Genomic DNA, 12,136 nt, shown 5'->3' with positions numbered 1-12,136 from the left:
CGTGTCTGCCCCGCCCGGTCTCTCTCGCCTCGTCGCCGAGGGCGTCACCCTTGGGTACGGCGACGCGCCGGTCGTCTCCGAGCTCTCCGTCGCGGTCCCGCCCGGATCCTTCACCGTCATCATCGGACCCAACGCCTGCGGCAAGTCCACCCTGCTGCGGGCCCTCTCGCGCCTGCTCGCTCCGACGGCCGGACGCGTGGTGCTCGACGGACGCACCATCTCCGCGCACCCCGCGAAGGAGGTCGCGCGTCGCCTCGGGTTGCTGCCCCAGTCCGCCCTCGCCCCCGACGGGATCACCGTCGCCGATCTCGTCGCCCGCGGACGCTATCCGCACCAGTCCCTGCTGCGGCAGTGGTCGAACGCCGACGAGGTCGCCGTGCGCGAGGCGCTCGAGGCGACCGGGACCACCGAGCTCGCCACGCGCCCCGTCGACGCCCTCTCAGGCGGGCAGCGCCAGCGCGTGTGGGTGGCGATGGTGCTCGCGCAGCAGACCGATCTCCTGCTGCTCGACGAGCCGACCACCTTCCTCGACATCGCCCACCAGGTCGAGCTCATGGAGCTGTTCGCCGACCTCCACACGCGCGGCCGGACGATCGTCGCCGTGCTCCACGACCTCAACCACGCCGCGCGGTACGCCGACCACGTCGTCGCGATGCGCGACGGGCGCATCGTCGCGCAGGGCTCGCCGCGCGAGGTGATCACGACCGAGCGCGTCGAGGAGGTGTACGGGCTGCCCAACGTCGTGATCGACGACCCCGTCACCGGCGGTCCGCTCGTCGTCCCGCTGCGCGGCGGGGCCCGCGTGGCCGGAGCCGGCACATGACCGCGCCTCGCCCCTGGGCGTACAGCGCGTTCCCCGTGACGGTGAGTGCCCGGCGGATGCTGTCCCCGCGGTTCCTCCGCCTGACCCTGGCGGGCGGGTCGCTCGAGCACTTCGCGCCCTGGGGCGTGGACCAGCGCATCAAGCTCGTGCTGCCTCTCCCCGGCGGCGGCCTCGCCGACTTCGGCCTCCTCGACGAGCCGACCCCGCATCCCTCGCACTGGTACACCCGCTGGAAGGGCCTTCCCGAGGGCGAGCGCAACGTCCTCCGCACCTACACGCCCGCCGCCGTCCGCCCCGACGCCCGCGAGATCGACGTCGACGTGTTCCTGCACTCCCCCGAGGGCCCCGCCTCGTCGTGGGCACGAGCCGCTCGCGTGGGCGACGAGCTTGTGGTCACGGGCCCGGATGCGCGCAACGGCTGGACCGGGTACGGCATCCACTGGACCCCGCCGGACACGGGCCCCGTCCTCCTCGTCGGCGACGAGACGGCCCTCCCGGCCGTGCGCAACATCATCGGGTCGCTGCCGCCCGACGCGTCGGGGGTGGCGATCGTCGAGATCGGGGACCCCGCCGACGACGGCGCTCTGGGCGGCGCGGGTCTGCCCTCCGGGGTGGAGCTGCGGATCGTGCGGCGCGGCGAGACGGCGTCGGCGGTGCGGGCGCACGCCTCTGCGGACCTCGGCGCCGCGTGGCTGGCCGGCGAGTCGAGCGTGGTGACGTCCTGCCGCCGCCTCATCCGCGAGACGGGCCTCCCCCGCGAGCGCCTCTCCTTCCTGGGCTACTGGCGCGAGGGCGGCCCCCTCGTCGACTGAAGGCCCCGCCCTCACCGTCGCTCGTCACGGAACATGATAATCTCTCAGTATGACCCCGTTTTGGAACAAGCGCGCTGAACCGACCACCGAGTCCGTGATGGTTCACCTCAATGCCAGGCTGCAGCCCGAGCACCGCGGGCAGATCTTCGAGGACCCTCTCGCCGAGCTGCTGGAGACTCGTTCACCCCAGAGCGTGGTGACGGGTGCGGGCACGGTCGTGAACCCCGAGGGCGGCCAGGAGTCGTGCGACATCTTCGTCGACCTCGCGGGCGATATCGACTCGAGCATCCGGACCATCACCGAGTTCCTGGAGTCGGCCGGAGCACCGGTCGGGTCGTTCGTCGAGCGCGGGTCGCGCAGGATCCCCTTTGGCTCCTATCGCGGGCTCGCACTTCGGGTCGACGTGACCGGCCTCGCCCCGGAGCTCTTCCAGGAGTACGACATGAACGACTTCATCGGCACGCTCAAGGCGCAGCTCCCCGAGAAGGCCGCCCTGCAGTCGTGGTGGAACGGACCACATGGCACGACCTTCTACTTCTACGGCCCCGACATCGACGCACTCCAGGAGTCGCTGAGCCGTGCGCCGAGTCTCTCCCCGCTGGCCCGGGACAGCCGCGTCGAGGTGATCGCCTGACTGTCCCGGTCCACGCGACGGGTCAGCCGACGACGACCAGGATCTGGCCCGGCTGGAGGGTGGGGATCTCGGTGTGGCGGAGGGGGTGCTCGCCGACGAGGGAGCCGTCGGCGGCGTAGATGCGCAGCGCCTGGTCGGCGCCGGCACTCGGCTTCACCTTCACGCGCTCGGCGTCCGACCCGGAGTTGTAGTACAGCGCCGTGGACCCGTCACCCGACGCGGAGACGCTCACCACCTCCGGTCGCACGAGGAAGCCGTCCAGTTGCAGGTCGGCCTCCTGCACGCACAGCCCGAGGTCCGCCGAGTTCCACGCCACGGTGCCGTCGAGCCGCTGCGGGAGCAGTGCGCCGCTCGCCTCGGTGACGCCCTTCGGGCCCACCGACGAGACGAGCGTGCCCAGGTCGCGGTTGCGCGCGGTCCAGGTGGAGACGGGCGCGGGCGCCGTCCCGTCCTCGACCTGCCACGAGACGGGCTCGACGATGCGGTCCTGGTGGTCGTCGCCGCGGCCGAGGGCGGCCGTCGCGCAGGTGCCCGCGGCGACCTGCGCGTACGCCCCGTTCCAGCTCGACTCCCCGGTCCAGGTCGACTCGGGCGTCACGACGCTCACGCCGTCGCCGGAGACGACGTCCTCCGCCTGCACGAACGAGATCCCCGCGCGCTCGCCGGCGGTGGTCACCGAGGTGGCCCGAGCAGCGACCGACGGATGCGCGTCCAGCGCGAGGACCGAGAGGAGACCGTGGATGGTCGACTCGGCGCCCGAGTTGCGGTTGATCGAGCCGTCGGGCTGGATCCCGTCGTACGTCACGCCCGTGGCGGGGTCGTACATCGGCTCCCCGGCGGGGTTGAGCCCGAAGAACCAGGCGCCCTGCAGTCCGGCGAGGTCGGTGTAGAGCGACGAGCCCGTCGCATCCGCCAGGGCCAGCGAGGCCTGGAGGCGCGAGTCGGCGCCGTAGGCGATCTGCACCCGCTCGGTGGGCGAGGGGTACCAGCCGTTGTCGGGGCCGCCTGAGGCGAGGAGCAGCGAGGCGAACCCGCCACCCTCGATGACGGCCGGCTCGGCGAGGGAGTCGTCGCCGAGCGCCTCGGCCGAGCGCACGAGGGCCGTGGGCATCTGCGACGACCAGGCGTGCCACATCGACCGCGACTGCGTCCACGGCAGCGCCGCCCCGTAGGGCCACTGGGTGGTGTCGCCGTCGGAGGTCGTGCGGGCCATCGCCTCGACGCCCTCGGCGAGCTTCTGCGTCGAGTCGCGGACGCCCGCGTCGTCCACTCCGGTCTCGAGGTAGGCGGAGAGACCGAGCAGCGCCTCGGCCGTGGCATCGGCTCCGTCCGCGAGGAGCCACGCGGGCACGGTCACGCCGTCGGCGACGAGCGTGGAGCCGTACTGCGACAGCACCTCGCGATCGACCGCGCCGACCGCGAGCTGCAGCCGCTCCTGGAGGAACGCGGCGAAGCCGGGGTCCGAGTCGCGGAACGCGGCGTACCCCTCGCCGAAGGCCCAGATCGTGCGGGCGAGCCAGTAGCTGTCGCCCGAGTCGCTCGGGTCGGGCAGCTCGACCGGCTCGGCGCTCGGGTTGAGCTCGCCGTCCGGCTGCATCCAGAGGATGACGTTGCCCGCATCCGGCCCGGAGTCGGTCTGGAAGTAGGCCAGCCCGCGCAGCACCTCGTACGCGTGCTCGCGGGCGGCATCCGACCCGGTCTGCTGCCAGTCGCGCAGGTAGACGACCGCGGCGCGGGCCACGTCGTCGGAGTTGAAGGCGCCCTGGGCGTAGTCGCCCGTGGCGGGGTCGAGCGGGCCGCCGCCGATGCGCTCGAAGGTGCCGCCCTCGCGCGCATCCGCGTAGGTCCACGGCACGGTGACGGTCGGATGCTCGGCGAGCTCGTACGTCGTGTGTCCCGGCACCTCGGACAGGGTCGGGGTGTCGAGCAGGAAGTCGAGGTGCGCCGTGTTGGCGAGCGGCGCAGGGGCGGTGTCCGCGGGCGACGCGAGCGCAGCCCCTCCTCCCACGCCGAGGGCGAGGCCTCCCGCGACGAGCGCGGTGGCGGTGGCCGCGGCGATCCCGCGGCGGACGGTGCTCTCCATCGAGCACTCCCTTCGTTCAGCGGGCTTTGTCCACCTTTCCGTCGCGAAACGCGCGAAACGCGACGGAAAGGTGGACAAACCCCGGGGGTTACGTGTGGAGGAGGCGGGCGGCACCGATCTTCGAGTCGGCCATGCCGTAGAAGACGTAGTGCGTGCCCTCGATCTCCTCGATGGCGGTCGGGAAGACGACGTTCGGCACGATGCCGCTGCGCTCCTCCTCGGTCTCGGCCGAGAGCAGCGGCTCGGAGGTGCGGGCGATCACGCGCGACGGGTCGTCCCCGTCGAGCAGGATGGCGCCCGCCGCGTAGTTCACGTTCTGCTGCTGCGAGAACGCGCTGTCGATGGTCCCGGTCACCCCATGGTGGAGGAGCAGCCAGCCCTCCGGCACCCGCAGGGGCGCGGGGCCGCCGCCGATCTTCACGGCCTCGAACGGGAACTCGGGCCCGGCGAGGAACCGGTGCCGCGTCCAACGCGTGAGGTTCGCGAGGTCCCTCTCGACCTCGGAGACCGGCACGTAGCTGATCCAGATGCTCTGCCGCTCGTCGGGCTGCCCCACCGGCAGGCGCACGCCCTCACCGGGCTTGGTCTCTCCGAGGTCCCACATCGGGCGGTGCAGCACCGCGTACGACCAGGTCCCGTCCGGGGCGGCCACGGGCGTCGGGAAGAACACCGTGTCCTTGTTGTGGAAGAGGTTGAGGTCCATGTCGAGCGCGTCGTCGTAGGCGAACGACACCGGGCCGAGGCGCTCCCACGAGCGGAGGTCGCGCGACACCGCGACGGCGGTGCGCGGCCCGAGGGGCCCGTAGGCGACGTAGGTCATGACGTGCAGGCCGAGATCCGGGATGAACGTCACCCGGGGATCCTCGACGCCGGCGTTGTGCGCGCCGCGCTCCCAGCCGCGGTCGGGCGCCAGCACGACGCCCTCCCGGGAGACGCCGACGGGGACGCCGTCGTCCGACACGATCACGCGGGCCAGCCCCACGCGCGACACGTTCCCGGCCGCCACGAGGCGGGGCAGCAGGTACAGCTCGCCATCCGGCCCGCGACCGGAGGCGGGGTTCAGCACGCCCTCGGCCTCCAGCTCGTCGCCGGGCACGGGCTCCATCACGACCCCGACACGCTCGAGGCGGTAGGGAACGGTGGTGGTCTCGGTGGGCATGGTCATCCTTTCACTCCGGATCCGAGGTCGGTCGAGACGAAGTAGCGCTGGAACACGATGAACAGCACCACGACGGGGGCGGCGAGCACGACGGCCCCCGCGAGGATCGCGCCGAACGGGTTGTCGGTCGACGCGGCGACGTTGGAGATGTAGTTGGCGAGGGACACGGCCAGCGGCTGCTTGGACGCATCCTTCGTGATGAGGAACGGCCAGAGGAACTCGTTCCAGGGGCCGATGAAGGTCAGCAGCACGCCGGTCACGAGGGCCGGCCGCACGAGCGGCAGCCCGACGCTCCACAGCAGGCGGAACTCGCCCGCCCCGTCGATCCGGGCGGCCTCGAAGAGCTCCCGCGGGAGCTGCAGGAAGTACTGCCGGAAGATGACCGTCGCCGTCGAGTTGATGAGGAACGGCAGGATCATCCCCAGGTAGTTGTCGCTGAGTCCGTAGTCGCGGGCGATCAGGACGTACAGCGGGATCTGCAGCAGCTGGAACGGGATGACCTGCACCAGCACCGCGAGCGCGAAGGTCGCCTTCTGCCCGCGCCACTGGAGCATCGCCATCGCGTAGCCGGCGAGCACGCCGAACACGATCGTCCCGAGCAGCACCCCGCCGGTGAAGATGCCGGAGTTGACGAGGCTGGTCCACAGGTTGATGCGGTCGTTGACGTTCGTGTAGTTCTCGAGGGTCAGGTTCGACGGGTTCGGGATGGCGCCCGCGATGGTGGGGTCGGGATCCGTCTGCAGCGACCCGACGATCATGTAGTAGAAGGGGAACAGGAACACGACGGCGCCGACGCCGAGCACGATCCCGCGCAGGATGATCGCCGCGCGCGACATCCCGTCGGGCGTGCGCCGACGGCGCGGCGAGGACGTGGTGGTCGGAGCGGGCGCCGCCTTCGAGGGCTCGGAGGCCGAGGCGGATGCGGCGGTGTCGACGGTGGTCATCAGTCACGCTCCCCTGCGAATCGGTTCTGGAGCCAGGCCACGATCAGCACCAGGATGACGAGCACCACGCCGATCGCGCTGGCCACGTCGGGCTGACCCTGCTGGATGCCGAGCTGGTACATCAGCAGCACCGGCGAGGCGGAGGCCCCGTTCGGTCCGCCGCCTCCGGTGAGGAGGTACGGCTCGGTGAAGAGGTTCGCCCCGGTCACGGTGGAGACGAGCAGCACCAGCACGGTGGCGGGCCGCACGCTCGGCACGGTGACCGAGAAGAACTGACGGATGCGCCCCGCGCCGTCGGTCGCGGCCGACTCGTAGAGCTCCCGCGGCACGTTCTGGAGCGCCGCGAGGTACAGCAGGATGTAGAACCCGAGCTGCTTCCAGGTCACGTACAGGGCGATGACCGGCATGGCGAGCTTCTCGTTGATCAGCCACGACGGATCCGGCGCCAGCGGTCCGAGGACCGTGTTGACCAGACCGTTCCCGTTGAAGAGGAACAGCCAGACGGCGACCACGGCGACCGAGGCCGTGACGTAGGGCACGTAGAAGCTGACCCGCAGGAAGGTGCGCAGGTGCACGACCTTGTCGAGCGCGATGGCGAGCAGCATCGAGAGGATCACCGTCAGCGGCACGTTGATGACGAGGAAGATCAGGATGTTGCCGAAGGAGCGGATGACGGCCGGGTTCGTGAACGCCGTGACGTAGTTCTCGAACCCGACGAACGGCCGGTCCACCTTCGCGCCGGGGGCGGCGAAGAAGAAGTCGTGGAACGAGATCCAGACCGAGTAGACGATCGGGAACGCGAAGATCGCGATCACGAACACGAGGTACGGCGCGCTGAACAGCAGTCCGAGGGGCTGCCGCCCGAGGATGCGCCGGACGAGGCTCCGCTTGGCGCGGGGCTCCGGGGCCTCGCCGCTGGGGTGCGGCGAGGCCTCCGGAGCGGGTGCGAGTGTCGTCATGACGTCACTTCTGGCCCGCCAGGTCGGTGATCTTCTGCGCGGCGTCGTCGAGCGCCTGCTTGGGGTCGCCCTCGCCGAAGATCACGGACTTGCTCCACGCGTCGCGGAGCGTCTGCAGCATCTGCACGGTGTTCGGTCCGCTCGGCACCTCGATGGTGCGGGCGGCCTGGGCGCCGAACGCCTGGTAGGCGGGGTTGGCCGAGAAGTAGTCGGCGTAGGTGGTCTCGAGGTCCTGGCGCAGCGGCATCTGGCCGGTGGTCTCGAGCAGCTGGCCGTCCTGCTCCTCGCTGGTGGCGAACTTCAGCACGTCCCACGCGGTGCCCTTGTTCTGGCAGGCGGTGAAGAGGCCGACGTTCTTGGCGTCGCTGAAGGTCCAGGTCTGATCGGCCGGCGTCCCGTCCTGCGTGGGCACGGGCACCGAGCCCCAGTTGACCTTGTCGTAGACCGAGATCGCCCACGGTCCGACGATCGCCATGGCGGCCTTGCCGTCCGCGAACGCGTCGCCCTGGTACTGCTCACGGCCGGCGAGACCCTGGTCGTAGAGGCTCTTCCAGAAGTCGGCGACGGCGTATCCCTTGTCGTCGTTGAAGGTGGCCTTGCCGTCCTCCACCAGACCCGTGCCGCCGGTGGCGGCGGCGTACAGCGGCATGAAGTCGAACTGGGTCTGGAAGAACTCGCTCGTCGGAGCGGGCTGGATCGCGTACTGCGACACCCCCGCGGCCACCAGCGCCTTCGAGGTGGCGAGGAAGTCGTCGTAGGTCGACAGCTTCGGATTCTCGGGGTCGAGGCCGGCCTGGGCGAAGAGGTCCTTGTTGTAGAAGATCTGGACCGGGTTGCTCTTCCACGGCATCTGGTAGTAGTCGCCCTCGGGGTTCTTGTACTGCTGCGCGAGGTCGCCGGAACGGGACTCGATGTAGCTCGCACCGTCGGGGAAGCTCGACAGGTCGACGAGGCCGCCCTGCTTCTCGAACTGTCCGACCGCGCTCGGCGCGGTGTTGAAGACCAGGCAGGGGGCGTTGCCCGCGGTGATCGCGGCGCCGATGACCTCCTCGCTGCTCTTGCCCGCGGGGATCTCCTGCCCCGTGATCTGCTGGTCGGGGTTCGCCTGGTTCCAGGCGTCGACCATGGCCTTGCCCCAGGCGACCTCCTGCTCGTTGTTCGAGTACCAGATCGTGATCGGGCCCTTGGCGCTCAGGTCGTCGGATGCGCCTCCGCCGCCTCCACAGGCGGTGAGGCCCAGGGCGGCGACTGCGGCGATCCCGATGCCGGCCAGGGCGCGGGTCCTCATCCTCTTCTTCGAGGGGTTCACGGTGTCTCCTTCGTTGCGTCGTGCTCTTCGGTTCTGTCTTGCGGGGGTGTCACGACCGCGGTGGCGCGGTCGAGGCGCGGACGACCAGGCCGGCGGGCGGCAGGTCGACGTCGGATGCGCTCCCGTGCTCCACGAGGTCGAGCAGGGTGCGAGCGGCCTCCTGGCCCCACTGGCTGGGGCGCGTGCGGGCCGACGTGAGTGAGGGGTAGACGTAGTCGGCGATCTCCGAGTCGTCGAACCCCGTGATCGAGAGGTCGTCGGGGAGGCGGAACCCGTTCTGCTGGGCCACGCCAAGACCGGCGATGGCCATCGGGTCGTTGGCGTAGACGATGGCCGTGACGCGCTCGTCGGCGGGATCCGCCAGGAGGGTCGACGTGGCGTTCGCGCCCTCGCGCGCCGAGAAGTCGGTCTCGAGGATGCGCGCGGGCGCGAGGCCGTGGGCGGCCAGGGCGTCCTCGAACGCCTGTCGGCGGCGCTGCGCATGGAGGAGTCGGCTCGGTCCGGCCACGTGAGCGATGCGCCGATGGCCGAGTCCGATCAGGTGACGGACCGCCTCGGTGATGCCGGGGGTGTCGTCGAGCACGACCGCCGGGAGCCGGCTGCGGTCGCTCGGCACGCGGCCGAGGGTCACCGCGGGCAGGCCGAGCTCGGCGAGCAGCTGCGGACGCTCGTCGTCGGCGCGGAGGTCGGTGAGGAAGACCCCGTCGACCCGGCCGTCCGCGGCCATGGCGCGGTACGCCTCCGCCTCGGCCGCGTCGTCGGTCACGACGCTCAGCACCAGCGCGCGTCCCCGGGCCGCCAGCACGCGCTCGACGCCCGAGATGAACGAGGGGAAGAACGGGTCGGCCGCGATCACCTCGGGATCGCGGGCGACGACGAGACCGAGCGCGTACGACGTCCGGGTGGACAGCGATCGCGCCGCGATGCTCGGCCGGAACCCCAGCTCGTCGGCGGCCTGCAGGATGCGGTCCCGCGTCTCGGGGGCGACCCCGGGGCGCCCGTTGAGCGCGAAGCTCACGAGCCCCTTGCTCACCCCCGCGCGCTGGGCGACGTCGATGATGGTCGGCTTCCGCTCCATCGTGTCCCGCCTCTCGCCTCGTCGCGTGTGCTGCTGAACCGGTTTAGCTGAACCGGTTTAGACGAGACCGTACCCCCAAAGGGTGACATCCGCAACATGCCCGTGGGCTGCCCGTCCCGGTCGTCTGCTCCGAGCGCACCCAAGAAGAGCGCTTTCTCGAGCCCCGCATCCGCGGTTTCCGGGTGCGCTCGCAGGCGTGGTCTACCGGCGCTCCTGGGGTTCACCGTCGCGCTCGCGCGCTCGTCGCCGGGCGCGGAGCATCACACGGACGAACATGATCTCCATCACGCACGCGAGAGCCGTCACGATGAAGAGAGGAGGCTGATGCTGGGCGATGCCGCCGACCGCGGTGCCCACTGCGATCAGTCCGCACATCACCACGTTGAAGACCGATCCGACCGACCCATATGGCCCCAGCGGCATGTTCGGGTCAGCCGGATCGAACCGCCCCAGCGTCCGTCTCATCGCATGCCCCCAGCCGATCCAGTAGGGCAACGCTAGCGGAACCGGCGGCGCGAGCGGATCTGACGCTCGTGGTGGCTTGGCGCGACGCGAAGCCACCACGAGTGTCAGATCCGCGCTACCGCATCCGCGGGAGCGCGTCAGACGAGCAAGCCCGCGCTGGCGAGGATGCGGGTGGGGCGGATGTGGAGGGCGACGCGCTCGGGGTTGGGGCGGGGCGGGCGGTAGCGGCGGGAGTAGAGCTCGACCGCGGTGGCGACCTCGTCCCGGTCGTCGTGCACCGAGGCGATCCCCTGGATGGACAGCCAGCGCGCCTTCTCGACCTGCGCCACCGTGGCCGTGGGATCACGCAGGATGTTGCGGACCTTCTGAGAGCCCGCGTTCGTGATGATCCGCACGATGCCGTCGGCGCCGAGGGTGAAGCCGACCGCGACCACGTGGATGCCGCCCCAGGGCGCCATCGTCGACAGCGTCGCCAGGTGGTAGTCCTCGAGGAAGGTCCGGCCCTCGTCGGTGAGCTCGCGCATCCTCAGACGCTAGCGGACGGACGGCCCCCGGTCCGACGAGCCCGACGCGTCCGACGACTCCGACGCGCGCTGACGCCGTCGCGCGACGCGCGAGATCCCGTAGAGGAGGAGCCCGAGCGCCACGAAGCCGCCGCCGTAGGCCCAGACCAGCGGCTCCTGCTGGGTGAGCAGCAGGATGCAGGAGGCCACACCCAGGATCGGGATCGGCGTCCAGATGCGGAAGTGCTTGTGGTCGACCTTGTCGCGCCGCAGCACCAGCACGGCCACGTTGGTGCTGATGAACACGAACAGGAGCAGCAGCACGACGGCCGACGCGAGGGTCTCGAGGTCGCCGATGAGCGTCAGAAGGATCGCGACCGCCGTCGTGGCCACGATCGCCACCCACGGGGTCCGCCGACGCGGCAGCACCCTGCCCAGAACGGACGGCAGCAGACCCTGCTCCGCCATCCCGTACGTGACCCGGCTCGACATGATCATCGTCAGGAGCGCGCCGTTCGCCACGGCGACGAGCGCGATCGCGCCGAACAGCCAGTCCGGGATCGGCACCCCGGATGCGGCGACCACGGCGAGGAGCGGCCCCGACGAGTCCGACAGCTCGTCCGCCGACAGGGCGATCGACGACGCGATCCCGACGAGGATGTAGACCACGCCGGCCGCGAGCAGCGCCCCGAAGAGCGCCCGCGGGTAGACGCGGGAGGGATCCTTGACCTCCTCGGCCACGTTCGCCGAGGTCTCGAATCCCACGAACGAGTAGTACGCCACGATGGCTCCGCCGAGGATCGCGAGCGCCGGCGAGACCCCCTCGGGGAACTGTCCGATGCGCGAGACGTCGCCGCCTCCCCCGCCGAGCAGGAGTCCGACGACCACGACGACGATGACGAGACCCGACACCTCGACGACGGTCATGACGACGTTGCTCTTCACCGACTCCGAGATGCCGCGGGCGTTGAGGGCCGCGACCAGGACGAGGAAGACCATCGCGGCGGGGATCGACGGGACGGGGAGGAAGGTCTGCAGGTACTCGCCGGCGAAGGCGAGTGCGAGCCCAGCGGCGCTCGTGACGCCGGCCGCGAGCATCGAGAACCCGACGAGGAAGGAGATCACGGGCGTCTTGAACGCCCGCTCGGCGAAGATCGCGGCGCCGCCGGCCTTCGGGTACTTCGTCACCAGCTCCGCGTAGGACCCCGCCGTGAGGAGGGCCAGCAGAAGGGCCGCCGCCAGCGGGGCCCAGAGCGCCCCGCCGACCTGGCCGGCGAGCACGCCCATGAGGGCGTAGATGCCGGCGCCCAGCACGTCGCCGAGGATGAAGAGGAACAGCAGCGGCCCCGTGATGCCCTTCTTGAGCT

Annotated in this window: 12 protein-coding genes; 3 read left to right on the top strand and 9 right to left on the bottom strand. The window is 71.0% G+C overall.

The annotated features are described in order from the left end of the window. The first annotated feature begins 1 nt into the window (after position 1). The 3 genes from IEX69_RS12455 to IEX69_RS12445 are packed head-to-tail and all read left to right on the top strand — an operon-like array spanning position 2 to position 2,269. Positions 2-823, top strand: coding sequence for an ABC transporter ATP-binding protein (locus IEX69_RS12455; RefSeq protein WP_085017656.1), 822 nt, complete (start codon positions 2-4; stop codon positions 821-823). Beyond that, the gene (locus IEX69_RS12450) at positions 820-1,635 is read left to right on the top strand and encodes a siderophore-interacting protein (RefSeq protein ID WP_085017655.1); all 816 of its coding nucleotides are present in this window, start codon (positions 820-822) and stop codon (positions 1,633-1,635) included. The genes IEX69_RS12455 and IEX69_RS12450 overlap by 4 nt, the downstream gene beginning before the upstream one ends. Positions 1,636-1,684: 49 nt before the next feature. Then, positions 1,685-2,269, top strand: coding sequence for a hypothetical protein (locus tag IEX69_RS12445; RefSeq protein ID WP_085017654.1), 585 nt, complete (start codon positions 1,685-1,687; stop codon positions 2,267-2,269). A 22-nt stretch (positions 2,270-2,291) separates the two neighbouring features. On the opposite strand, the gene IEX69_RS12440 is transcribed toward IEX69_RS12445, so the two are convergent. The 9 genes from IEX69_RS12440 to IEX69_RS12400 form a co-directional block, all read right to left on the bottom strand. Next, entirely contained in the window at positions 2,292-4,352 is a 2,061-nt protein-coding gene (locus IEX69_RS12440) for a hypothetical protein (protein ID WP_085017653.1), read from the bottom strand. Positions 4,353-4,440: 88 nt separating this feature from the next. After that, positions 4,441-5,517 (bottom strand): glycoside hydrolase family 130 protein, encoded by a 1,077-nt coding sequence (locus IEX69_RS12435; protein ID WP_174604347.1) that lies wholly within the window; start codon positions 5,515-5,517, stop codon positions 4,441-4,443. After that, positions 5,514-6,347, bottom strand: coding sequence for a carbohydrate ABC transporter permease (locus tag IEX69_RS12430; RefSeq protein ID WP_085021233.1), 834 nt, complete (start codon positions 6,345-6,347; stop codon positions 5,514-5,516). Before IEX69_RS12430 ends, IEX69_RS12435 begins: the two co-directional genes overlap by 4 nt. 107 nt (positions 6,348-6,454) lie before the next feature. Beyond that, complete coding sequence (locus tag IEX69_RS12425; RefSeq protein ID WP_085017651.1) at positions 6,455-7,414, bottom strand: carbohydrate ABC transporter permease; 960 nt, start codon at positions 7,412-7,414, stop codon at positions 6,455-6,457. A gap of 4 nt (positions 7,415-7,418) precedes the next feature. Continuing rightward, positions 7,419-8,702 carry an ABC transporter substrate-binding protein gene (locus IEX69_RS12420; RefSeq protein ID WP_085021232.1) on the bottom strand — a complete coding sequence of 428 codons (1,284 nt, stop codon included), beginning with the start codon at positions 8,700-8,702 and terminating at the stop codon, positions 7,419-7,421. A gap of 70 nt (positions 8,703-8,772) precedes the next feature. Next, positions 8,773-9,801: a LacI family DNA-binding transcriptional regulator gene (locus IEX69_RS12415; protein ID WP_085017650.1), complete on the bottom strand. Its 1,029-nt coding sequence runs from the start codon at positions 9,799-9,801 to the stop codon at positions 8,773-8,775. Between the two features lie 201 nt (positions 9,802-10,002). Then, entirely contained in the window at positions 10,003-10,266 is a 264-nt protein-coding gene (locus IEX69_RS12410) for a hypothetical protein (protein WP_085017649.1), read from the bottom strand. A gap of 137 nt (positions 10,267-10,403) precedes the next feature. After that, on the bottom strand, positions 10,404-10,790 hold the full coding sequence (locus IEX69_RS12405; protein WP_085017648.1) for a pyridoxamine 5'-phosphate oxidase family protein: 387 nt from the start codon (positions 10,788-10,790) through the stop codon (positions 10,404-10,406). A 9-nt stretch (positions 10,791-10,799) separates the two neighbouring features. After that, complete coding sequence (locus IEX69_RS12400) at positions 10,800-12,122, bottom strand: APC family permease (RefSeq protein WP_229756428.1); 1,323 nt, start codon at positions 12,120-12,122, stop codon at positions 10,800-10,802. Positions 12,123-12,136: the final 14 nt, after the last annotated feature.

Source organism: Cnuibacter physcomitrellae, from assembly GCF_014640535.1.
GTDB lineage: Bacteria > Actinomycetota > Actinomycetes > Actinomycetales > Microbacteriaceae > Cnuibacter > Cnuibacter physcomitrellae.
This window is presented reverse-complemented; position numbering and strand designations above follow the sequence as displayed.